The following is a 23071-nucleotide window of genomic DNA, read 5'->3' on the forward strand; positions in this document are numbered from 1 at the left end:
AATATGTGCATACGCCACCCATCCATCCGGAGAGCGAGGAGACCCCTCATGCGCGCAGAGCCGGGCGAAGCAGGCCGAGAAGATCCGTTCGACGAGGGGTCGCCGGGGCTGTTGCACCAGCCCAAGGCCGTCTGGGCCACGGCCGGGGCCTCCGTCGTCGCCTTCATGGGCATCGGACTCGTCGACCCGATCCTGCCGTCCATCGCCAAGGGACTCGACGCCACGGCGAGCCAGGTCTCCCTCCTCTTCACCTCCTACTTCCTGATCACCGCCGTCGCCATGCTGCTCACCGGCTGGGTCTCCAGCCGGATCGGCGGACGCAAGACCCTGCTCCTGGGCCTGGCCCTGGTCGTCGTCTTCGCCGGACTCTCCGGTACGTCGTCCTCCGTAGCGGAACTGGTCGGCTTCCGGGCCGGCTGGGGCCTCGGCAACGCGCTCTTCGTCTCGACCGCGCTCGCCGTCATCGTCGGCGCGGCGGCCGGAGGCCCGGCGGCGGCCATCCTGCTGTACGAGTCGGCGCTCGGCCTCGGCATGGCCTGCGGGCCGCTGCTCGGCGCGCTCCTCGGCGACGCGAGCTGGCGCTACCCCTTCTTCGGCACGGCCGCGCTGATGGCCATCGGCTTCGTCTGCATCACCGCGTTCCTCAAGGAACAGCCCAGGCCCGCGCGGAAGACCAAGCTCCTCGACCCGATCAGGGCGCTCGGCCACGGCGGGCTCGCGTCGGCCGCCGCGGCGGCGTTCTTCTACAACTACGCGTTCTTCACGGTCCTGGCCTTCACGCCCTTCGTACTGAACATGTCGCCGTACCGGTCGGGCGCGGTCTTCTTCGCCTGGGGCCTGCTGCTCGCGGTCTTCTCCGTGCTGGTGGCGCCCCGGCTCCAGGCACGCTTCGGCTCGCTGCGGGTGCTGGGCGGCTCGCTCGTCCTGCTCGCCGCCGACCTGGTGGTGCTCGGGTACGGGAACCACACCGCGGCCGTCGCCGGCACCGTCGTCTCCGGCGCCTTCATAGGCCTGAACAACACGGTCTTCACCGAACTGGCGCTGGGCGTCTCGGACGCGCCCCGCCCGGTGGCGAGCGCGGGCTACAACTTCGTCCGCTGGTTCGCCGCGGCGGCCGCGCCCTTCCTCGCGCCGAAGATCGAGGAGTGGAGCGACATCCACGTCCCCTTCCTGGTGGCGGCGGGGGCGGCGGTCATCGGCGCCGTCGTCGTGGGGGTACGGCGCACCGCGCTGAGCCACCGGGCCGGGGAACCGCGCCCCGCGCACGCCACGGAGGACGGCGTAGGAGTCTTCGCCAACTGATCGGGCCGGTACGAGCGCTGGTGCGTGTAAGGAGCCGGTACGAGCGCCGGCGCGCGTACGGATCAGTCCAGCGCGACCGAGCGGCGCAGCGGGTCGCGCAGATCCGTACCGCGCGCGAGCCAGCGCTCCTCCAGTTCCGCGGCGCCCCTGACCCGTTTCCACGCCGCCTCGTTCGGCGTCATCGGCAGCAGCGGCAGGAACCGTACGGGCTCCAGCGGCGCGTCCAGCTCCAGGTCCGGCACCAGCCCGCCGGACTCCCCGACCAGTACGGAGTGGAACGGCGCCCCCGGCCACAGCGGACCGCCCACGTCGAGCGAACCGCCCGGCGCCACCACCACACCCTCGACCTGCGGCGACGCGGCCAGTACGGCGAGCGTGCGCAGCACCTGGTCGGTGCCGGCGAGCCCTGCGCGTACGGAGAGGACCAGCTCGGCGCGCGGGCCCTTCACCTGGTCGGCGAGGAGTTCGGACGGGTCGGCCATCGGCTGCGCGGACATCCCGAGCGTGGCGTACCGCACGATGCCGGAGCCGTCGAGGAAGCGCAGGACCTCGATTCGGTCGGTGCCCAGGAAGGTCACCGCGGCCCGCGCGTCCGGTTCACCCAGGGCCGTGCGGAGCCGCGCCTCGACCGGTCCAAGAATTTCTTCCATACGGCGAGCATAGATCGCGTAAGGATTGGGCAAGAGGACAGTTTGGCCCTGAGGCTGCTGATAGGCTAGGCCGCCGGTCGGGACAGCACGCAGAAGCGTCGCTCTCCAGTCCCGACGACACGTCATCCCCCACGGGGGACAGACTGGAGGAGGTGGGGCTGCGGTGGACCGAAGTCACCCGGCCAGTACCAGCCGCTCTTCCGCCCGAGCCGTACCGCGTTCGTCCCGGTGAACTGACACCTCAGGACGAGGCCCGCCGCACCGGGCACGGCCATGGCAGATCGCACGACGGAAGAGCACTTCTCGATCGCCGGTGTTTTTTCCTGTCATTAGCGAACGCCGTCACCGCGTACCCCGCGGTGCCGCCCGCTTTGCGGACGTCACTCAACACGTCCCCATTCCGGGCTGTGCCACGCTCCCGCCGACGGCCTCTCCGTAGAGGAGCCCCGCCATGTCGATGATCCGTGACCTGCGCGCAGCGGTCCGCCCGTCCCTGCGCAAGAGCGACGCCGCCTTCGGCACGCACGACGGCTACGACGCCACCCGCGACCCGTCCGCCTCGACCGCGGTCGTCGACTGCGCGGTCTACCGCGACGGCCGACGCGTCCGGGAGGATCCCTGCCTGACCCCGCGTGAGGCGATGCTGCGCGTCCGGGAGGGCGGCGGCTTCGCCTGGATCGGACTGCACGAGCCGACCGAGGAGGAGTTCGCGGGCATCGCCGCCGAGTTCGGGCTGCACCCGCTGGCGGTGGAGGACGCGGTCCACGCGCACCAGCGGCCCAAGCTGGAGCGGTACGACGACACGCTGTTCACCGTCTTCAAGACGATCCACTACGTGGACCACGCCGAACTGACCGCGACCAGCGAGGTGGTCGAGACCGGCGAGGTGATGTGCTTCACCGGCCGGAACTTCGTGATCACCGTCCGGCACGGCGGAAAGGGCTCGCTGCGCAGCCTGCGCCACCGCCTGGAGTCCGACAGCGAACTGCTGGCCAAGGGCCCTTCGGCGGTGCTGCACTCCATCGCCGACCATGTCGTGGACGGGTACATCGCGGTGGCGGCGGCCGTGCAGGACGACATCGACGAGGTCGAGATCGATGTGTTCTCCGCCCCGGCCAAGGGCGGCCCGCGCGGCTCGGACGCCGGACGGATCTACCAGCTCAAGCGCGAGGTGCTGGAGTTCAAGCGCGCGGTGTCCCCGCTGCTGCGGCCGATGCAGTTGCTGAGCGAGCGGCCGATGCGGCTGATCGAACCCGACATCCAGAAGTACTTCCGCGACGTCGCCGACCACCTCGCCCAGGTGCACGAGGAGGTCATCGGCTTCGACGAACTCCTGAACTCGATCCTCCAGGCCAACCTGGCGCAGGCGAGCGTCGCGCAGAACGAGGACATGCGCAAGATCACCTCGTGGGCGGCCATCATCGCCGTGCCGACGGCGGTCTGCGGGGTGTACGGCATGAACTTCGAGCACATGCCGGAACTGCAGTGGCGGTTCGGCTACCCGCTTGTCCTCGGCGTCATCATCACGACCTGTGTGATGATCCACCGCACTCTCAAGCGCAACGGCTGGCTGTAGCGCCCCTACGGTGCGGAACCGAGCGCCACGGCGGCGCGGAACGGGCGGAAACCGACCGTACGGACCGGATCTGACGGTGGTCGGGTCCGGTCCGTACGGCCTTGACACGCGGGTCAGTTCAGCGCGCGGAAGCCAGGCATCCCCGTGCCGACCGTGACTCCGCTGCCCTTGATGTTCGGGTAGAAGAGCAGGTCACCCGCCGCGTTGGTGGACCAGACCGCGGGCTTGCCGTCGCCCAGGACGTTCGGGACGGCGGTGAGCAGGGGGCGGTTGGCGGGGGTCCAGCCGGTGCCTATGGCGGTGCGGTCCGGTCCGGAGCCGAGTCCCTCGCCGCTCGGGCCCGTGCCCGCGTACAGGAACAGTTCGCCGGTGTCCTTCTTACGGGCGACCAGGTCCACGCGGCCGGAGCCGGCCGTGTCGCCGGGGGCGGCGAGATCGTAGTTGGACCAGCTTCCGTCGCCGATCAGGACCGGCGGCTGGTCGACGAAGTCGTCCAGGTAGTAGACGTAGTCGTCGAGGTAGCCGGACGGGGAGCCGAAGTAGAGCCAGAGCTGGTCGCCCTGCTTGACCAGCAGGTCCGGGTAGCCGGGCCGGTCGTCGGGGCCGATGACGCCGTCGCCGTCGAGGTCGAGCGGTCCGTCGACGTCACCGATCGCGAGGATCTGGTCGGCGCCCTGCCAGTGGTCGTTCTCGGACTCCCAGACGCGCAGTTCGCGCTTGTCGGACTCGTCGACGGCGCCTGAGCCGTCGTTGGGGTGGACCCAGAGGCGGTCGCGGCCCACGGCCGGGTCGCCGGCCAGGGTGATCAGGTCCTCGTAGCCGTCGTCGGTCCAGTCGCCACGGCGCGTCGTCTTCGAAGCGGTGTAGCGGCCGGCCGGGGAGGCGGCGCGGTCGGCCTTGACGGCCTTTCCGGTGCCGTCGCCGAAGTAGCGCTGGAGGGTTCCGGCGGCGTCGACGGCCCACAGGTCGGCCTGGCCGTCGCCGTTGAGGTCGCCCACCTTGTCGGCGACCTTGGCGCCGTTGGCGTAGAAGAGGTAGGCGCGCGTGTCGGAGCGGTTGCCCGCGCGGTCGAGGCTGCGTACGTAGAGCTGGTGCGCGCCCGCCTTGGTGGGCGTCAGGTCGATGGTGACGGAGCCGCCGAGGGCGCCGGGTGCGCGGGTCGTGATCGTCGGGTCGATCGTGGACCAGAACTCGTACGAGGCGATGTCGGTGGCGGCGCCGGGGCCGACGGTGAAGGTGCCCGGGGTGCGGACCGTGCCGGTGTCGACGGGCCATCCGGCGGTGCCGTCGGGGAACTGCTGGGAGGTCACGTTCGGCGGGGTGCTGGGACGGTCCGGCAGATAGACGAAGCGGCAGCCGGGAGCGCCCTCGGTCGGGTTCCAGTCGCTGGTCAGGGAGCCGTCTCCGGCCTGCACCTTCCAGGAGAAGTTCCCGTTGGCCGTGGCGACATGGGCCTTCAGGGTGGCCTTGGGGATGGTGACGCGGGCGACGGAACCGGAGGTGACGGAGACCGTCTGGTTGACGATCAGGACGCCCTTGGGGTCGGCGCCGGGGTGGTGGCCGGTCGCCCAGAGGTGGAACTTCATCTGGACGGCCCCGCCGTCCGGGTCGCTGCCCTTCGCCGTGAGCTGGACGTCGGTGTCACCGATCAGACCGTACGGCGCGGTGTTGCCGCACCCGGCGGTGTTCTTCGTGCTGGGCACGGTGTCGAGCGCGGACGGCACCGCGGGCGGCGTGTTGTACTCCGTGGTCAGGACGGCGGTGGCGGCGTCGAACTTCTTCCAGCCGTTGGTGTCCGTCGTGCTGGCCTGGAGGCTGAGCGTCATCGTCGCCCAGTTGGAGGCGGCGGCCTTCACGGCGTTGCCCTTGACGCCGAACTCCAGGTTGCCCGCCGGGCACCCGGTGCCCCAGCCCTTGGCGTCGGTCACGGTGGTGAGCAGCGCGCCGAGCGTGGGCTGCTTGGCCCAGGTGGTGGCGGAGCTGATGGGGTTCGAGGCGTACAGGTACACCGGCTTCTTGGTGCAGGACCAGGAGTGGGTGTTCTTGATCCGGAACGTGGAGTTCACGATCGACTTGCCGGAGAGGTTCCGGGTGTCCATCGTGAAGTACGAGAACCAGGTGCCGCCGGTCTCGTCCTCGTGGCCGACGCGGGCGACGTTGTCCGACTTGTTCCAGTAGCTGGTGGTCGGGTAACTCTTCGCGACCGACGTCCAGTTGTTGCGTCCGCCGGAGACGTACGGGTCGATGTGGACCGGGAAGACCGTGTCGGGCGCGGTGAGCAGGCCCTGATCGGGCGTCAGCTTGAGGGCGCCGCCCTCGACGACGGCGGGTACGGCGCTCTCCTTGGCGCCGGCGGCCGGGGCGAAACCCTCCTCCTCGATGGCCGGTGCCTGCCGGACGGACCGCTTCGCGGCGGATCCGGTCGCGGCGAGCGCGGCGCCGAGCGAGGCCGCGCCCCTGGGCTCCTGGCCCGTGGCGACTCCGGAGCTGTCCCACATGACCGGGGTCGGCGCGGCGAACACGTTCTGCCCCGCCGGGTCGACGGCGGTGAGGTTGCCCGCCGCGTCGGTTCGGGCCCGTACTCCGTCGGTCTCCATCGGGAAGGTCAGCCGCTCCAGCCGGGGATCGGCGGCGGCCTCCCGGTCCTTGACGACCAGGACCTGCTGGAAGCCGACGACGCCGGCGCGCAGCTTCAGGTCGACGCCGGGCAGCACCTCGGGGTACGTGGCGGTGTCGCCGTCGAGTTCGGGCGTGGGGAGCTTGCCCTGCCAGTCCAGCGACATGGTGCGGCCGTGCTGCTCGATGGTGGCCATCACGGCGTCGCCGCCGCCGGAGAACTCCAGGCCGACGGAGGTGGCGCGTGGCCGTACGGTGCCGTCGGGGGTACGCACCAGTGTCGGATCGGCCGTCACCAGGCGCCCGTTCTGGCGGACCCGGATCGGGACGATGTGGGTCTCCTGGGTGAAGGTGCCCGAGGGGTTGGCGAAGGTGGTGGAGAACTCACCGCGCGCGGCGACCACTTCGACCTGTTCCCCGCTCGCCGCCGCCTTCTTGAGGGCGCGCTCGGCCGGTGTGCTCCGCCCGGCCGCCGCGTCGGCGGTGGTGGTGGCGCCGGCGGCGGTGAGCGGTATGACGGCGCCGGCCAGGCCGGTGACGACGGCGGCGGCGATCAGCGGACGCAGTCGCGCCCGGCGCCTGCGCAGCCGTGGTTGACGTGACAAGACTTTTCCTCCCCGAAGCCCCCGGCGGCCTCCCGCGCGCGTCTCGCGGAGCGGTGACCGAGGGGGACCCAACAGCCTTTGTGAATGAACGGTGATGACGAACGAAAGGAGAGTAAAGCGCACACCAACGATGAATTATTCAGGCATTTATCGTCAACACCGACATTCCGCTTGTGCAAATCACAACAGAAGCGATCAGGTATGCCCCCTTTAGCCGTGCTTTACGTAGCTCTTAGACACGTATCCTCCACACGCGGTTATCAACATCACCACTAGGGGGATTCCATGAACGACCCTTCGGGCCGCGCCGTGTACAGCCGGCGCAGAACGAGACCGACACGTCGAAGAAGGTGGACGAAAACCACATCCGTCATCACCGCGTCTCTGCTCCTCGGGGGGTTCCTGAGCGCCGAGACCGCCTTCGCGGTCGGCTCGCTCGCCCTGCCGAAGCTGGACGAGAACAAGCCCGTACCGGTCTCCCCGGTCGACCGGAAGCGCGCGGGCGGCAAGGACGACGCCGCCGGTGACGCGCTGAGGTCCGCGCCCGGCGTGAGCTGGCCGGCGCCCGGTACGGCGGAGGTCGAACTCCCCGCCACCCGGGGCGCGGTGAAGCGCGCGGGCACGCTGCCCGTACGGCTCGGAACAGCCGCGGGAGAGACCGCGGCCGGTGCGCGTGGCGAGGCACCCGGCTCCGCGAAGGTCCAGATACTCGACCGGAGGACCACCGGGAAACTGGGCGTCGAGGGCGTCGTCCTCGCCGTGCGCGCGGCCGAGGGCGGCAGCGACGCGAAGGTCCGGCTCTCCCTCGACTACTCCCGGTTCGAGCACGCCTTCGGCGCCGGCTGGGCCTCCCGACTCTCCCTCGTCCAACTGCCCTCCTGCGCCCTGGAGTCGCCCGGCGCGAAGGACTGCGGCGCAACCGCCCCGCTCGACACCGACAACGACGCGGGCGCCCGGACACTGACCGCGGACATCCCGGTCGACGCGACGGACGGGACGGACAGGACGGACAGGACGGACGGGACGGACCCGGCGAACAGGGCGGGCGCCGCCACCGCGCAGGCGCCCGTGACGTCCGCGCCGAAGAGCGCCCGCTCCGCCACCGGCCTCACCGCCGCCTCCGGCGTGACCCTGCTCGCGGCGACCGCGGGCCCCTCCGGCACGGGCGGCGACTACAAGGCGACGCCGCTGAGCCCGTCGGGCAACTGGACGGCCGGCGATTCCTCCGGAGGTTTCGGCTGGGGGTACGAGATCCAGACCCCGGAGATCCCCGGTGGCCTGGAACCCGAGCTGGCCCTGAGCTACTCCTCCCAGTCACTGGACGGCCGTACGGCGGCCACCAACAACCAGTCGAACGAGGTCGGTGACGGCTGGTCCGTCACCGAGAACTACATCGAACGCCGCTACGTGTCCTGCAACGAGGACATGACCGGCGGCACCAACAAGGCCAAGAACGGCGACCTCTGCTGGGGCACCTGGAACGCCACCATGTCGCTCGACGGCCAGTCCCATGAACTGGTCAGGGACGACACCCGCGGCGAGTGGAAGCTCAAGGACGACGACGGCACCAAGGTCGAGCGGCTGACCGACGCCGACGCCGCCACCCCGCGCGCCAACGGCGACAACGACGGCGAGCACTGGCGGATCACCACCACCGACGGCACCCAGTACCACTTCGGCTACAACCGGCTGCCCGGCTGGTCGTCAGGGAAGGCGGAGACCAACTCCACCTGGACCGTGCCGGTGTACGGCAACCAGAGCGGCGAGCCCTGCTACAAGGCCGCCTTCGCCGACGCGTACTGCCAGCAGGCGTGGCGGTGGAACCTCGACTACGTGGTGGACACCAACGCCAACGCCACCACGTACTACTACACCCCCGAGAAGAATCGTTACGGCCGTAACGTCTCGGCGACCACCGGCCTCGGCACCCCGACCGAGTACGTCCGGGGCGGCTTCCTCTCCCGTATCGAGTACGGACTGCGCTCCGACAACCTGTACGGGACCAACGCGGCCGGCGCCAAGGTGGACTTCACCGTCGCCGAGCGCTGCCTGCCCGACGCCTCCTTCGACTGCGCCCCGGCCAAGATGACCACGGCCAACGCCAAGCGCTGGCCGGACGTCCCGGTCGACCAGGACTGCAAGGCGGGAGAGGACTGCAAGAACCGGATCGCGCCGACCTTCTGGACCAGCAAGCGGCTGACGAAGATCACCACCTCGGCGCTGTCCGGCTCCTCCTACCAGCCGGTCGATTCCTGGACGCTGCGCCACGAGCTGCCCGACCCGGGCGACGGCTCACCCGCCTCCCTCTGGCTGGCGGGCATCACCCGCACCGGTCACACCGGTGAGGCGCCGCTCAGCCTGCCCGAGGTCACCTTCAAGGGGTGGCAGCTCCCCAACCGCGTGGACACCACCGGCGACGGAATCCCCGCGCTGGTCCGTTACCGCGTCAACCAGATCAACAGCGAGACCGGCGGATCGATCGGCGTCACCTACTCGGAGGCCGACTGCAAGCCGGGCGACCTGCCCTCGGAGACGTCCAACACCCGGCGCTGCTATCCGGTCCACTGGTCGTCCGCGGACTCCCCCGCCGCCGACTACAAGCCGGTGAAGGACTGGTTCCACAAGTACGTCGTCACCCGCGTGCTGGAGAACGACCTGGTCGGCGGCTCGCCCAGCGAGCAGACCGACTACACGTACGTGGGCGGCGCCGCCTGGGCCAAGAGCGAGGACGAGTTCACCAAGGCCGAGCACCGCACGTACAGCGACTACCGGGGTTACGCGGAGGTCCGCACCCAGAACGGCAACGGCACCGACGGTCCGAAGCAGGACAGCCGCACCCGGTACTTCCGAGGTCTCGCCGGCGCGAAGGTCGCGGACTTCGAGGGCAACGAGGTCGCCGACCACCCCGCCTTCCAGGCGATGGTGCGGTCGGAGATCGTCTACAACGGATCCGAGGTGATCTCCGAGGAGACCTCCACCCCCTGGCACAAGGGGCCCACGGCCACCCGTGCCCGTCCTGGGCTCTCCGCCCTGGAAGCCGGCATGACGGACGTCCAGGCGGAGACCACCCGGTCCCCCGCCAAGGGCGGTGGCTGGCAGCGCACGAAAACCGAGCGGACCTTCGACGCGTACGGCATGGTCGCCACCGAGACCGACCACGGCGACACGTCGAAGACCGGCGACGAGACGTGTGAGACCACGACGTACGCCCGGAACACCGCGGCCAACATCCTGGAGCTGGAAGCCTCGGAGAAGGCCACGACGGGCACCTGCGCCGCGCCCGGTGAGCTGCTCTCGGAGAACCGCAGCTTCTACGACGACACCACCACGCCGGGCGCCGCGCCCACGCGCGGCAACACCACGCGCGAGGACGAGAACAACGCCGAAGGGACCGGATTCTTCACCGCCTCGCAGACCACGTACGACCTCTACGGCCGCCCGCTCAAGGTGACGGACTCGCAGAACCGCGCCATGACGACGCGGTACGCGCCGGCCACCGGCACGCCGACGAGCATCGTCGCCACCAACCCGCTCGGCCACACCCTGACCACCGAGATCGAACCGCGGCGCGGGGTGCCGACCGCCGAGGTCGACGCCAACGCCAAGCGGACCGAGCTGGCGTACGACGCGCTCGGCCGGATGACCGGCGTCTGGGAGCCCGGTCGTACCAGGGCCAGGTTCCCCGACCACCCCAACGCCTCCTACGCGTACCGGATCTCGCCCACCGACACACCCGCCGTCACCACCCGTGAGCTGCGCGGGGACGGCTCCGTCGAGACCAGCTACGAGATCTACGACGGTCTGCTGCGCGAGCGCCAGACCCAGGGTCCCTCGCTCACCGGCACCGGACGGGTACTGACCGAGACGCTGTACGACTCACGTGGGCAGGAGTGGAAGTCGTACGACGACTACTACGCCACCGGGTCCGCCGAGCCGAAGCTGGTCACCGTCGACGACACCAAGGCCCCGGCCGGGGTGCGTACGGTGTACGACGCCGCGGGGCGGCCCAGCGACGCCATCGCCCTGAAGTACGGCACGGAGACGCGCCGGACGAGGACGGTGTACGAGGGCAACCACACCACGCTGATCCCGCCGAAGGGCGGCCTCGCCAGTACGACGGTCACCGACGCGCAGGACCGGCCGGTCGAGGTCATCGAGTACACCGACGAGGCGCGCACCGCCTCGCAGTCCGTCAAGTACGGCTACGACAAGCGGGGTCTGCTGGAGACCGTCACGGACCCCGCGGGCAACGTGCGCACGTTCACCTACGACACCCGCGGGCGGGAGATCCGCACCGACGACCCGGACAGCGGCACTCTGCGCACCTCCTACGACTCGCTCGACCGCCCGGTGACCACCACGGACGCCCGTGGGGTGACCCTCACGGTCGCCTACGACGAACTGGGCCGCAGGACCTCGCTCAGCCAGGGCGACAAGGTCCTGTCCGAGTGGGGGTACGACTCGGTCGTCAAGGGCGAGATCGGCGAGTCGCGACGGTACGTGGACGGAAACGCCTACGTGCAGAAGGTCACCGGCTTCAACGACGACTATCAGCCGACCAAGGTGGAGGTCACCGTCCCGGAGTCGGAGGGCGCCCTCGCGGGCACGTACTCCGTGGGATACGTCTACGACGAGCTGACCGGGCTGCCGACGGCCGTCAACCAGCCCGCGCTGGGCGATCTGCCGGCCGAGCGGGTGGTCACCCGCTACGGCGCGGACGACCAGGCGCAGGGTCTGACGGCGGGCGGCAGGACGCTGGTCAACTCCTCGACGTACGACCCCTTCGGACGGGCGCTGCGGACCGAGTACAACGACGCCGCCCGGCGTCTGTACCGCTCCGCCGCGTACGACGAGCACACCGGCGAACTGCTGCGGACCACGACGGACCGTACAGCGGCGCCGAACCGGGTGGACGACACCACCTACGGCTACGACCCGGCCGGCAACGTCACCCGGATCACCGCGGTGACCGGCCAGGACGCGACGAAGCAGACCGACACCCAGTGCTTCACCAACGACGCGCTCCAGCGCCTCACCGAGGCGTGGACGGCCGAGGACTCCTGCGACGCGGCCCCGGCCCCGTCGACGGTCGGGGGTCCGAAGCCGTACTGGCTGACGTACAGCTACGACGCGCTGGGCAACCGCACCAAGGAGGTGCGCCATGATGTGGGCACGGACGGCTCGGCGGGCGACAGCGCGCTGGACTCGGTCCGTTCCTACGACTACGCGAAGAAGGGCGGCGCCCAGCCGGCCGCGCTGACCTCGGTCAGCACGGAGCGCGACGGCGTCACGGCCGTCACGGACTCGTTCGGCTACGACGCGGTGGGCAACACCACCTCGCGCAACACGAACGGGCGCGACCAGAAGCTGGTCTGGGACGCGGAGAACCAACTCGCGAAGGTCGAGGAGCCGGGCAGGACCACCGTCGAGTACACCTACGACGCCGACGGCGGCCGGCTGCTGCGCGAGGATCTCACCGGGACCACGCTGTATCTGCCGGGCGGCAACGAACTGCTGCTGCGTCCGGACGGCAAGAAGGCCGGCACGCGCTACTACGACTTCGACGGCGAGACGGTCGCCGCGCGGTCGGACGGCGCGGTCCAGTTCCTCTTCGACGACCACCACGGGACCGTCTCGACCACGATCGACGCGGCCACCCAGGACGTCCAGCACCGCGCGCTCGCCCCCTTCGGAGAGGAACGCGGCTCGCCGTCGGCGCAGCCCGCGCTCTGGCCGGGTGGCGACCAGGGGTTCGTCGGCGGGACGATCGACAGTACGGGCCTGACCCAACTGGGCGCCCGTGCCTACGATCCGAAGCTCGGCCGGTTCCTGAGCGTCGACCCGATGACGGACGTCTCCGAGTCGCAGCGCATGAACGCGTACGCCTACGCGAACAACAGCCCTGCCACCTTCTCGGACCCGGACGGCCTGTTCTGGGGCAAGATCACCAAGGCGGTCAAGAAGGTCGCCAAAAAGGTGACCAAGAAGGTCAAGAAGGCGGTCAAGAAGGCCAAGAAGGTCGTGAAGAAGGTCGCCAAAAAGGTGACCAAGGTCGTCAAGAAGGCCGCCAGAACCGTGAAGAAGGTCGCCAAAAAGGTGGCCCGAGTCGCGAAGAAGGTCATCAAGCGGACCACGGCGACGGTGAAACGGTATGCGAAGAAGGCATCCAGTTTCGTCAAGAGAAACGCCAAACGCGCCGGCTCCTACATGAAGAAGCAGGCCAAAAAGGCGGGGGGTTACATAAAGAAGGCCGGAAGCTCGGCGAAGAAAACAGGCCGTTCCGCCCTGTCCGCCGGGAAGTCCGCGGGTCAGGCCATCGGGAAGAGCGCCGGTAAACACGGAGGAAAGATAGGCGGGGCCGTGGGCCTCATCGCGTCCGTCGCCGGCGGCATGGGCACCGGACCGTCCGGCGGAAGTATGGGCGACCTGCTCGGCAGAGTGTCCACCCTCGCCGGAACCGCGGGCATGATCGCGGCCTTCATCCCCGGCATGCAGGGGGCCGCACTGGCCCTCGGAGCGGTCTCCGTCGTGGCGGGTGCCGCGAGTGGCTACGCCTACCAGCGGGAAGGCAACAGCGAGAGCGCCCGCAACGCGTACATCGGAGCTGGACTCGGACTGTTCGGCGGAGGGGCGGGCAAGCTGGCCGGTCGCGCCGTCGGAGGAATGAGCACCCGGGCCTTCACCGGCATTACCGGGCGCAGTTACTCGTCCGGTTTCCAGAAGGGCGTGGCGAACACCTTCGCTAACATCGGTGCGGACCTGCCCGGCGCGGCCTGGGCGTACTCCACCACCGACTTCAAGTAACCGGCGTTTCCCACCCTGTTCCCCCGGGGCCGAGCGGCCCCGGGGGAACAGGGCCGACCTTGCGGACAGGATCCATGCAGCTTTCCTCAATACCACTGACAGTCGTGATCATCGCGGTGGCTCTCTCCGCGGCCCTCTTCGTCCGCCTCTGGGTGCCTCTGATGGACACCAAGGAACAGAAGGTGAAGATCGGGGTGGCGGCGGCAGCGGGCCTCATCGCGATCAGCGTGGGCGGGGTGATGAAGTTCGGCTTGCCGCTGAAGACGGCGCTCGCCTACTACGCCGTCATCATCGTGTCGTTCGCGATCGGTGCCCTCGGCCACTCCGCGTCGATCAGAGCCGTCGCGACCCGCGAGGCGGCCGAGGGACCGAGCAAGGAGAATCAGATGTCCGGTCTGCTGATCATCCAGATCTTCGCGGTGATGGTGGCCCTGTTCTTCCTCGGCGGGTGGCTCTTCGAAGACTTCTGAGCCGGCCCGAGAACGGCGCCCCGTGCGCACGTCACCACGGGAGAGCGCGGAGGCCGGCGGTGCACAGGACGCGTCCCTGGATGCCGACCGCGCCATGACGCCAACGCTCCTACGGGCGCTTTCCGCGCGATCGGCTCTCTGTCGCCGGGCCATAGGCGCGTTGTCGCCGGGCCCCGGCCGCCCCTTTCCGTGCCGCCCTCGTCAGGGGAATCGCGATGCTCGACATCCCACGCGAAATAATCGTCTTCGTCTTCGTCCTCGGCCTGGGCGCTTTCGCGCTTGTCCACACCATGCTGACCGCCACCTGGGGGCAACGGTCGGTACTCCTGTGGATGCTCATTCCGCTCGGCGGCGGAACAGGACTCGGACTCACCAAGGGCGAATCGGTCGACGTCCTGCTCCTCAGTCTGGGCGGAGCCCTGGCGATGATGGCCGTTCTGATGGCTTTCCCCGGTGGCAGGAGAAAAGAGCTCTACCGGCGTCAGGCGGCCGGGGAGAAGGTCGACTGGAAAGAGGCCGAGCCGCCCACGTGGGCGACCTGGGTCTTCATCTGCGCGGTCCTCGTCTGGATCGCCTTCTCCTTCATCGCGACCGGCGGATGACCCCGCCCCGGGAAGGACCGGAGCGACAGGTCACCGCGAAGCGGCGTGTGCTGCGGAGAACGGGCACCTTCGTCTTCATGGCGCTGCTCTGCTGCGGAATGTTCGCCATGACACTGATGGTCTGGCTGACCGCACCGTCCTCCGGCCCCCTGGGCGAGACGCTCATGGTGTCCTCGGTGGAGCTGGCGATCTCCTGGCCGATGATCCGCCTCGGCAGGGCTCGCGTGGAGATTCACGGCGGCGGACTGCACATCGTCGACTTCGTGCGCCGCACCTGGATCCCCTGGGGCGCGTACCGGATGGTCGAGACCGACGACGGACTCAGCGTCGTCTCCCGCGGCGAGGAGCGGCACGCCGCCGTCGCCTTCAGCGGATCCCTGATGGAGGACGTGCTGGCCCGGCGCGGCAGAAGCCGCACGGTCACGGCGGCCGCGGAGATCAGGGCCGCGAGCCGGCAAGCGTCCCCCGCGTCCCTCCGGGACACGGAAGTGACGACGAGGCGGTGGGAGTTCGTCCCCGCCGATCTCCTCCTGGCCCAGGTGCTCGTCTGCCTGGCGCTCACCCGGTCGGGCATCGTCCCGATGTGAGCGGACGACGCCGGGGGCCGCCCGGGCCGCCGCGCCCGACGGCCCGGGAGGGGATCGCGCCGGCGCCGCCGATAGGCTGCGCGCATGACAGAACCACAGCTCGGGCAGGCGCTCGTCGAGGAGGCCACGAAGAAGTCCGGCCTCGTGTGGGTACGGGGCTCAGGGCCCGACCGGGCGCTCTGGCACGTATGGCACGAGGGCGCCGCGCTGATCGTCGGGGACGGGCCCGGGGAGCAGCCGCTGCCGGGGCTCGTGGACGGGGCGCCCGCCGAGGTGACCGTACGCAGCAAGGACAAGGGCGGCCGGCTGGTCGCCTGGACGGCGGTCGTGGCCGAGCTGGCGCCGCACTCGCCGGAGTGGGAGAGCGCGGTCGCCGAGCTGAAGGGCAAGCGGCTCAACGCGCCGGACGCCGGGACGATGACGGAACGCTGGGCGCGCGAGTGCCGGGTGGTGCGGCTGGTGCCCAGGGAGACGATCACGGAGCTGCCCCAGGGCTCGCTGGCCGCCGTACCGCTGGAGACCCCGGCGACGACCCGCGAGCCCGTGCCCGCCTCGCTCGGCCGGCTGCTGCTGCGGCGTAAGAAGCGGTCCGGCGCGTAGGGAACCTGCGCGCAGGTGACGGTCAGTCGCCGGTCTTCGGGAGCCTGCTGCCGTAGTCGACCGTCTGGCCCTTCGTCGGGGCCGCCAGATCGAAGTCCTTGCCCCACTCGGTCAGGGAGAGCGTCCCCGCGCCGCCCGCGCGCAGCAGTTGCAGCGGGTACGGCGTGCCCTCCAGGGAGACGTCCAGCGTCCCGCCCGCGCCCTTGGTGCCGTTGATCTTGATGGTCCGCACCCCGCCGATACGGTCGCGGTCGCCCTTGTCCAGCGTGCCGTGGAGCGTCAGTATCCCGGCGAGAAGGACCTTCTTGTCCGTGAAACCGCTGAGCTGCTTGTACGACGGGTCGTCCGGCGGGACCTTCACGAACTTGTCCTTGAGCTTGCCCGCGGCCTCCGCGTCCGAGCCGCCGCTGGGCGCCGGGCTCGACGCGCCGCCGGAGTCGTCGGCGTGGTTCCAGAACCCGGCGTCGGCCTTCAGATACAGCTCGTCCTCGATGCGCAGAAGCTGGAAGGTGCTGTTCTTAGAGGTGACGGAGCCGGTACCGCCGTTCCCCTTCAGCCGCATGTTGAGCCGGAACGTCCCGCCCTCGCTGACCAGCGCGCCGGAGAGGTGGACCGCGTCGGCGGAGTCCGCCGCCGCCTTGGCCTTTCTCTCGATCTCCACGGCGGTGAGCTTGCCCACCCCGTTCGTCCCCTTGTCCGGATCCTCGGGCTCACCGCCGCACGCCGTGAGCACCGCCGTGAGTCCCAGGCAGAGCGCCAGGGGAAGTCCTGCCCGGCGGAAGCGGTCGGACGACAGGGGAACGATCACAGACGCACTGCCTCTCATACGCTGCTGGGGGGTGGCAGACCGCAGCGTACCCGGGGCCCGGACGCCCCAGAACAGAGAGCGGTACGAACGGCGGACGGACGGATCCGTCAGCGCGGGCCGCAGCGGTACGGGCTAGCCTGAACCCGTAATCACGCTGGATAGAAGGACAATCAAGGACAAGGAGGCGCTGGGAAATGGCGGCAGGCGTCCCCCGTGTCTTCGTCTCGCACCTCGCCGGCGTTCCGGTCTTCGACCCCACCGGCGACCAGGTCGGCCGAGTCCGCGATCTCGTCGCCGTCCTGCGCGTCGCGGGACGGCCGCCGCGCCTGCTCGGCCTGGTCGTGGAGGTCCTCAGCAGGCGGCGGATCTTCCTGCCGATCACCCGGGTCACCGGGATCGAGTCGGGCCAGGTGATCACCACCGGGGTGCTCAACGTACGCCGCTTCGAGCAGCGCCCCACCGAGCGCCTGATCCTCGGCGAACTCCTCGACCGCCGGGTCCGGCTGGTGGAGGACGGCGAGGAGGTCACGGTCCTCGACATCTCCGTGTCGCAGCTCCCCGCCCGCCGTGACTGGGAGATCGACAAGGTCTTCGTACGGCGCGGACGCAAGGGCGGCGCGCTGCGCCGGGAACTGATGGGGCGCGCGGCTCCCTGGAAGGCCGCCGGCGGGGGCAGGTCGGGCGAGACCCTGACCGTCGAGTGGTCCGCCGTCAGCGGTTTCTCGCTGGAGGAGGAGGGACAGGGCGCGGAGAACCTGGTCGCCACCTTCGAACGGCTGCGCCCCGTCGACCTGGCCAATGTGCTGCACCACCTCACCCCGAAGCGGCGCGCCGAGGTCGCCGCGGCGCTCGACGACGACCGGCTCGCCGACGTCCTGGAGGAGCTGCCCGAGGACGACCAGGTGGAGATCCTCGGCAAGCTCAAGGAGGAGCGCGCGGCCGACGTCCTGGAGGCGATGGACCCGGACGACGCGGCCGACCTGCTCTCCGAGCTGCCCGAGGCCGACAAGGAGCGGCTGCTGACGCTGATGCGCCCCGACGACGCGGCCGACGTGCGGCGTCTGATGTCGTACGAGGAGCGCACCGCGGGCGGTCTGATGACGACCGATCCCATCGTGCTGCGCCCGGACGCGACGGTCGCGGACGCGCTGGCCCGGGTACGGCAGCAGGACCTCTCCCCCGCGCTCGCCGCCCAGGTCTACGTGTGCCGGCCGCCGGACGAGACGCCCACCGGCAAGTACCTGGGCACGGTGCACTTCCAGCGGCTGCTGCGGGACCCCCCGTACACGCTGGTCAGCTCGATCGTGGACAGCGATCTGCCGCCGCTCGCCCCGGACACCCCGCTGCCCGCGATCACCAGCCATCTCGCCGCGTACAACATGGTCTCGGCGCCGGTCGTGGACGACGGCGGGGCGCTGCTCGGCGCGGTGACGGTCGACGACGTCCTCGACCACCTCCTGCCGGACGACTGGCGCGAGACCGGGTTCCACGGCGGGGAGGCGGACCGTGGCGCCTGAGCGGCGGGACAACAACGAGGGCTTCGGCCCCCGGGAGCGCCCGAAGGCCGGCGCCATGGCCGGGTCGACGGCGCTGACGCGCGGCGGGCGGGTCCGGCTCGACCAGCCGAAGGCGCAGCGGCGCAGGGTGCTGCCGGAGTACGACCCGGAGGCGTTCGGGCGGCTCTCGGAGCGGGTGGCGCGCTTCCTGGGGACGGGCCGCTTCATCGTCTGGATGACGCTGGTCATCATCGTGTGGCTGGGGTGGAACATCACCGCCCCGGTCTACCTGCGCTTCGACCCGTACCCGTTCATCTTCCTGACGCTGGTGCTGTCGCTCCAGGCGTCGTACGCGGCGCCGCTGATCCTGCTGGCGCAGAACCGGCAGGACGACCGGGACCGGGTCACCCACGAACAGGAGCGCAAGCAGAACGAGCGGTCGATCGCGGACACCGAGTATCTGACGCGGGAGATCGCGGCGCTACGGATCGGTCTGGGCGAGGTCGCGACCCGCGACTGGATCCGCTCGGAGCTCCAGGACCTGGTACGGGAGATGGCGGAGCAGCGCCTCGTCCCCCCGTCCGGACCCGGTGACGAGCCGCCGGCGGGGCGGACGGAGACGGACCGCTGACGGACTTGTCGGTGGCGGTGCGGATCGCCGTACCATCTCGGTATGGCTACCGACACGTACGGAACCGCCGTCCCCGCGGAAGAAGCGGTGCGCGAAGCGCTGGCGACGGTGAACGACCCCGAGATCCACCGGCCCATCACCGACCTGGGTATGGTCAAATCGGTGGAGATCGCCGCGGACGGTGCGGTGGCTGTCACGGTCTATCTCACGGTGTCCGGCTGCCCGATGCGCGACACGATCACCCGGAACGTGACGGACGCGGTCGCCCGGGTCGAGGGCGTCACGCGCGTCGACGTCACGCTGGACGTGATGGGCGACGAGCAGCGGCGCGAGCTGGCGGCCTCGCTGCGCGGCGGCGCCGCCGAGCGCGAGGTGCCCTTCGCCAAGCCCGGCTCGCTCACCCGGGTGTACGCGGTGGCCTCCGGCAAGGGCGGTGTCGGCAAGTCCTCGGTGACGGTCAACCTGGCGGCGGCGATGGCGGCCGACGGGCTGAAGGTCGGCGTGGTGGACGCGGACATCTACGGGCACAGCGTGCCGCGGATGCTCGGCGCGGACGGCAAGCCCACCCAGGTCGAGAACATGATCATGCCGCCGTCCGCGAACGGCGTGAAGGTGATCTCGATCGGCATGTTCACACCGGGCAACGCGCCGGTGGTGTGGCGCGGGCCGATGCTGCACCGCGCGCTCCAGCAGTTCCTGGCGGACGTCTACTGGGGCGATCTGGACGTGCTGCTGCTCGACCTGCCGCCGGGGACCGGCGACATCGCGATCTCGGTGGCGCAGCTCGTGCCGAACGCCGAGATCCTGGTGGTCACCACCCCGCAGCAGGCCGCGGCCGAGGTGGCGGAGCGGGCCGGCTCGATCGCCGTGCAGACCCACCAGAAGATCGTCGGTGTGGTCGAGAACATGTCGGGGCTGCCCTGCCCGCACTGCGACGAGATGATCGACGTCTTCGGCACCGGCGGCGGCAAGCTCGTCGCGGAAGGGCTGACGCGGACGACCGGCGCCGAGGTGCCCGTGCTGGGCGCGATCCCGATCGACGTACGGCTGCGCGAGGGCGGCGACGAGGGCAAGCCGATCGTGCTCTCCGACCCGGACGCCCCGGCGGCGGTGGCGCTGCGCACCATCGCGGACAAGCTGGGCGGGCGTCAGCGCGGTCTGTCGGGCATGTCGCTGGGGATCACGCCGCGCAACAAGTTCTGAGCCCCCCAGGGGGCCGTACGGCGCTCCGCGATCTTGCGCGCCGGATGTGGGTAAGGGGCGGCCGTCCATGGTGGTCGCCCCTTACACGTGGGCCATGGCGCGTGGGCCCGTCGCGCGTGGGCCCGTCGCACGTGGGCCCGCTAGGGGCCGTACGACCTGATGTCGCCGATCGCCGAGAACCCGATGCCGTACGCGCTCATCCCGCGTCCGTACGCGCCGAGGTGTACCTCGCCCCGGGCCGACCCCGCCAGCACCCAGCCGAACTCGGACTCGCGGTAGTGGAAGGGCGTCGGCTCGCCGTCGACCGGCAGGGAGAGCGTCGACCAGGCGGACCCGGTCAGATGGTCGGCCAGCTCGAACGCGGCCTCCGTCTGCTGCTCCAGCCATTCGGCGCGCAGGACGTGGTCGAGTTGCGGGGGCCAGGTGAAGGCCAGCAGCCCCGAACCGGCCAGCCAGGCCGCCGAGGACGCCGTCGTGGCGTCCAGGTGCCCCGTACCGTCACCGGTACGGTGTTCGGCGCTGTGGGCGACCGTGACGACCGCGGCGAAGCGTTCCCTGTCCGCGGCGGCCGCGTCCGGTCTTATCGACGGCTCTTCCCCATGGCCCGTGGCGCCGTGCCGTACGGTGCCGTCGGCGGTCACCCCGACCTGCATCAGCCAGCGGGAGCCCGTGAACGCGTCGTCCAGCCCGTACCAGGGAAAAGGCGCCCGCAGATAGGCGTCGAGGGAACGGAGACCCGTCTGCCCTCCCTCGGAAGGAGCTGGTCCGGCCGCGTCCCACGCACCCGCCCGACTCGTGGTCTCCATCTGCCCGCGCCTCCTCGATCTCGGTCGTCCGGCGCGATCCGCCCCCGGCGGGCGTTTCACTGCCGGACAGATGGAGGATAGCCACCCGCTCCCGACTCGTAGGGAATGGTCGGGCTCAGGTGGCGTCTGCGTCGAAGGGGGGCCGTTCGACCGGATCGGGCTTTTCGCGCTTCTTGAGCAGGTCGGGCGTCTGCGGGGAAGCCGGGGTTTTCTTGAGGAGATCGGGTGTGGCGGACCCGCCGCCGACCGGCCCGCCACCGGCGGACGCGCCGCCGGACGACCCGTTCGCCGATGATCCGTTCGCGGCACTTATGGCGGGCGCGGGGGTCTCCGACTCGTCGGGCTCACCCTCCCGGCCGTTCACCACGTCCGCGATGTCGTTCATCTCCTGGCGGAGGTCGAAGGTGCTGCGGATCTCCTTGAGCCCCAGGTCGTCGTTGTCCATGAGCTGTTTCCGGACGAAGTTCTTGGGGTTGAGGTCCTCGAACTCGAAGTCCTTGAACTCCGGGCCCAGCTCGGAACGGATGTCCTCCTTGGCGTTGTCGGAGAACTCACGGACCTTCCGGATGAAGCTGGAGACGTCCTGGATGACCTTGGGCAGCTTCTCCGGACCGAAAACGATCACGGCGAGGACCGCGATCGTGATCACCTCAAGGGCGCCAATGTCGTTGAACACCTTGCTGCTCCTTGTGTTCTCCATACACGCGGGACGGGGACGGGACGGTCCTGGTCCGCACTGGGTCGAGGTGGGGCGGGGGCCGGGCCGCTCCACGGTACCTGCCCGAACTGTCCGGGCGGTACCTTCCGGTGACCGTCAGGTGCCGTCCGAAGAACCGAGGGCCAGACTCATGGTCCGCTCCTTGCCTCCCCGTACGAGGGTCAGCTCCAGCCGGTCGCCGGGGCGGTGCGCGCGGATCTTCACGATCAGCTCCTCGCCGCTGTGCACCCGTTGCCCGTCGACCTCGGTGATGACGTCGCCCGGCTTGATGCCCGCCTGTTCGCCGGGGCCGCCCGCGGTGACGGCGGGGCCGCCGTCGGCCGCCTTGTCGCCGACCTTGGCGCCGTCGCCCGCGTACTCCATGTCGAGGCTCACCCCGATCACCGGGTGCGTGGCCTTACCCGTGTTGATCAGTTCTTCGGCGACGCGCTTGCCCTGGTTGATGGGGATGGCGAAGCCGAGCCCTATGGACCCCGACTGGCCGGTGCCGAGCCCCGTACCGCTGTCGGCGGCGCGGATGGCGCTGTTGATCCCGATGACCCGGGCCCGGGCGTCCACCAGTGGTCCGCCGGAGTTGCCGGGGTTGATGGGGGCGTCGGTCTGGAGGGCGTCGACGTAGCTGATGTCGCTGCCGTCGCCCTTCTCGCCGCCCGCGGTGATGGGGCGCTCCTTGGCGCTGATGATCCCGGAGGTCACCGTGTTGGAGAGGTCGAAGGGCGCGCCGATGGCCACCACCGGGTCGCCGACCTGGACGTTGTCGGAGTTGCCCAGCGGGAGCGGCTTCAGCCCGGATACGCCGGTGACCTTGACGACGGCGAGGTCGTAGCCGCTGTCCTTGCCCACGAGTTTCGCCCGGGCGGTCTCGCCGCCGCTGAACGTGACCGATATCTCTCCGCCGGAGCGGGAGGACGACGCGGGCTGGACGACGTGGTTGTTCGTCAGGATGTGGCCCTGCCGGTCGAGGACGAAGCCCGTGCCGGTGCCCGCCTCGCCGCTGCCGCTGACGTGGAGGGTGACGACGCTGGGCAGCGCGCTGGCGGCGATGCCCGCGACGCTGCCGGGCGCGCGCCCGGCGGACTCGGGTCCGGCCTGCGGGAGTTCGACGCTGGTGAGGCCGCCGTTGCGCTCGATGTACGCGCCGGCCGCGCCGCCCACGACACAGGCGGCGAGCCCGACCAGCACGAGGGCGGCGATGCCCGCCCGGCGCCGCTTCGGGGCGGGCTCCCCGTAGTGGGTCAGGGGCCTGCTCGCCGGGGTGCTCCAGGGGTCGTACTGGAGCCACTGGGAGGGCGCGGGCCGCGGATGCTGCTGGGTCGGGACGGGAGGCTGCGTGTGGGGCTGTGCGTAGGGCTGCTGCGAGTCGGGGGGTCCCGGCGTTCCGGGGTACGGCGCGGGCAGCGGCGTACCGCCCGCGGGGGTCGGGAACTGCACCGGGGGCGCGGGCGCCCAGGGCCCGGGGCCACCGTACGGCGGGGTGCTGTAGGCGTCGGGCTCGTGCAGCGGCCGGGGCCGCGCCGGGGGCGCGTCCGACGGCTCGGGCCCGGCGGCCGGCGCCGCCGCGTCGGCGGGCGGCCCGGCGGGGTGCCCGGCCGTGGCG

The 23071-nt window shown here is 70.6% G+C and carries 16 protein-coding genes; 10 read left to right on the forward strand and 6 right to left on the reverse strand.

Translation table 11 applies throughout. The annotated features are described in order from the left end of the window. Window positions 1-48 precede the first annotated feature (48 nt). Window positions 49-1302, forward strand: coding sequence for an MFS transporter (locus ACFXPL_RS30115; protein ID WP_384925518.1), 1254 nt, complete (start codon window positions 49-51; stop codon window positions 1300-1302). Window positions 1303-1364: 62 nt separating this feature from the next. On the opposite strand, the gene ACFXPL_RS30120 is transcribed toward ACFXPL_RS30115, so the two are convergent. Then, complete coding sequence (locus ACFXPL_RS30120; protein WP_384925520.1) at window positions 1365-1952, reverse strand: suppressor of fused domain protein; 588 nt, start codon at window positions 1950-1952, stop codon at window positions 1365-1367. Between the two features lie 451 nt (window positions 1953-2403). On the opposite strand from ACFXPL_RS30120, the gene ACFXPL_RS30125 reads away from it, so the two are divergent. Beyond that, a complete protein-coding gene (locus ACFXPL_RS30125; RefSeq protein ID WP_384925522.1) occupies window positions 2404-3528 on the forward strand; it encodes a magnesium and cobalt transport protein CorA in 1125 nt (374 codons plus the stop codon). A 113-nt stretch (window positions 3529-3641) separates the two neighbouring features. On the opposite strand, the gene ACFXPL_RS30130 is transcribed toward ACFXPL_RS30125, so the two are convergent. Beyond that, the gene (locus ACFXPL_RS30130) at window positions 3642-6749 is read right to left on the reverse strand and encodes a VCBS repeat-containing protein (RefSeq protein ID WP_384925524.1); all 3108 of its coding nucleotides are present in this window, start codon (window positions 6747-6749) and stop codon (window positions 3642-3644) included. A gap of 285 nt (window positions 6750-7034) precedes the next feature. On the opposite strand from ACFXPL_RS30130, the gene ACFXPL_RS30135 reads away from it, so the two are divergent. The 5 genes from ACFXPL_RS30135 (at window position 7035) to ACFXPL_RS30155 (ending at window position 15812) form a co-directional block, all read left to right on the forward strand. Continuing rightward, entirely contained in the window at window positions 7035-13553 is a 6519-nt protein-coding gene (locus tag ACFXPL_RS30135) for an RHS repeat-associated core domain-containing protein (RefSeq protein ID WP_384925526.1), read from the forward strand. Window positions 13554-13657: 104 nt separating this feature from the next. Then, a complete protein-coding gene (locus ACFXPL_RS30140) occupies window positions 13658-14023 on the forward strand; it encodes a hypothetical protein (protein WP_384925528.1) in 366 nt (121 codons plus the stop codon). A gap of 215 nt (window positions 14024-14238) precedes the next feature. Further along, window positions 14239-14625: a hypothetical protein gene (locus ACFXPL_RS30145; protein ID WP_384925530.1), complete on the forward strand. Its 387-nt coding sequence runs from the start codon at window positions 14239-14241 to the stop codon at window positions 14623-14625. 47 nt (window positions 14626-14672) lie between these two features. After that, a complete protein-coding gene (locus ACFXPL_RS30150) occupies window positions 14673-15212 on the forward strand; it encodes a hypothetical protein (protein ID WP_384925531.1) in 540 nt (179 codons plus the stop codon). Window positions 15213-15296: 84 nt separating this feature from the next. Further along, window positions 15297-15812, forward strand: a complete 516-nt coding sequence (locus tag ACFXPL_RS30155; protein ID WP_384925533.1) for a hypothetical protein — start codon at window positions 15297-15299, stop codon at window positions 15810-15812. A 22-nt stretch (window positions 15813-15834) separates the two neighbouring features. Here ACFXPL_RS30155 and ACFXPL_RS30160 read toward each other — a convergent pair whose 3' ends face one another. Next, window positions 15835-16638, reverse strand: coding sequence for a hypothetical protein (locus ACFXPL_RS30160; RefSeq protein WP_384925535.1), 804 nt, complete (start codon window positions 16636-16638; stop codon window positions 15835-15837). 176 nt (window positions 16639-16814) lie between these two features. Between ACFXPL_RS30160 and ACFXPL_RS30165 the strand changes: the two genes are divergently transcribed. The 3 genes from ACFXPL_RS30165 to ACFXPL_RS30175 are packed head-to-tail and all read left to right on the forward strand — an operon-like array spanning window position 16815 to window position 19950. Continuing rightward, window positions 16815-18137 carry a magnesium transporter MgtE N-terminal domain-containing protein gene (locus ACFXPL_RS30165; RefSeq protein WP_384925537.1) on the forward strand — a complete coding sequence of 441 codons (1323 nt, stop codon included), beginning with the start codon at window positions 16815-16817 and terminating at the stop codon, window positions 18135-18137. Between the two features lie 55 nt (window positions 18138-18192). After that, a complete protein-coding gene (locus ACFXPL_RS30170) occupies window positions 18193-18747 on the forward strand; it encodes a DUF1003 domain-containing protein (protein ID WP_384925547.1) in 555 nt (184 codons plus the stop codon). A 42-nt stretch (window positions 18748-18789) separates the two neighbouring features. After that, window positions 18790-19950 (forward strand): Mrp/NBP35 family ATP-binding protein, encoded by a 1161-nt coding sequence (locus tag ACFXPL_RS30175; RefSeq protein WP_384925539.1) that lies wholly within the window; start codon window positions 18790-18792, stop codon window positions 19948-19950. 140 nt (window positions 19951-20090) lie between these two features. Here ACFXPL_RS30175 and ACFXPL_RS30180 read toward each other — a convergent pair whose 3' ends face one another. From ACFXPL_RS30180 to ACFXPL_RS30190, 3 genes are all read right to left on the reverse strand, one after another. Then, window positions 20091-20756 (reverse strand): hypothetical protein, encoded by a 666-nt coding sequence (locus ACFXPL_RS30180; RefSeq protein ID WP_384925541.1) that lies wholly within the window; start codon window positions 20754-20756, stop codon window positions 20091-20093. A gap of 115 nt (window positions 20757-20871) precedes the next feature. Further along, entirely contained in the window at window positions 20872-21432 is a 561-nt protein-coding gene (locus tag ACFXPL_RS30185; RefSeq protein ID WP_384925543.1) for a sec-independent translocase, read from the reverse strand. Between the two features lie 138 nt (window positions 21433-21570). Then, window positions 21571-23071: trypsin-like peptidase domain-containing protein (locus ACFXPL_RS30190; RefSeq protein WP_384925545.1), on the reverse strand; the 1501-nt coding region annotated here is incomplete at its 5' end.

The sequence above is a fragment of the Streptomyces sp. NPDC059092 genome (assembly GCF_042756365.1).
Taxonomy (GTDB): Bacteria; Actinomycetota; Actinomycetes; order Streptomycetales; family Streptomycetaceae; genus Streptomyces.

Coding starts and splice junctions, on each gene's coding strand:
- ACFXPL_RS30115 (WP_384925518.1), top strand. CDS start 49: ATGCGCGCAGAGCCGGGCGAAGCAGGCCGAGAAGATCCGTTCGACGAG.
- ACFXPL_RS30120 (WP_384925520.1), bottom strand. CDS start 1,952: ATGGAAGAAATTCTTGGACCGGTCGAGGCGCGGCTCCGCACGGCCCTG.
- ACFXPL_RS30125 (WP_384925522.1), top strand. CDS start 2,404: ATGTCGATGATCCGTGACCTGCGCGCAGCGGTCCGCCCGTCCCTGCGC.
- ACFXPL_RS30135 (WP_384925526.1), top strand. CDS start 7,035: ATGAACGACCCTTCGGGCCGCGCCGTGTACAGCCGGCGCAGAACGAGA.
- ACFXPL_RS30145 (WP_384925530.1), top strand. CDS start 14,239: ATGCTCGACATCCCACGCGAAATAATCGTCTTCGTCTTCGTCCTCGGC.
- ACFXPL_RS30155 (WP_384925533.1), top strand. CDS start 15,297: ATGACAGAACCACAGCTCGGGCAGGCGCTCGTCGAGGAGGCCACGAAG.
- ACFXPL_RS30160 (WP_384925535.1), bottom strand. CDS start 16,638: ATGAGAGGCAGTGCGTCTGTGATCGTTCCCCTGTCGTCCGACCGCTTC.
- ACFXPL_RS30165 (WP_384925537.1), top strand. CDS start 16,815: ATGGCGGCAGGCGTCCCCCGTGTCTTCGTCTCGCACCTCGCCGGCGTT.
- ACFXPL_RS30170 (WP_384925547.1), top strand. CDS start 18,193: ATGGCCGGGTCGACGGCGCTGACGCGCGGCGGGCGGGTCCGGCTCGAC.
- ACFXPL_RS30175 (WP_384925539.1), top strand. CDS start 18,790: ATGGCTACCGACACGTACGGAACCGCCGTCCCCGCGGAAGAAGCGGTG.
- ACFXPL_RS30180 (WP_384925541.1), bottom strand. CDS start 20,756: ATGGAGACCACGAGTCGGGCGGGTGCGTGGGACGCGGCCGGACCAGCT.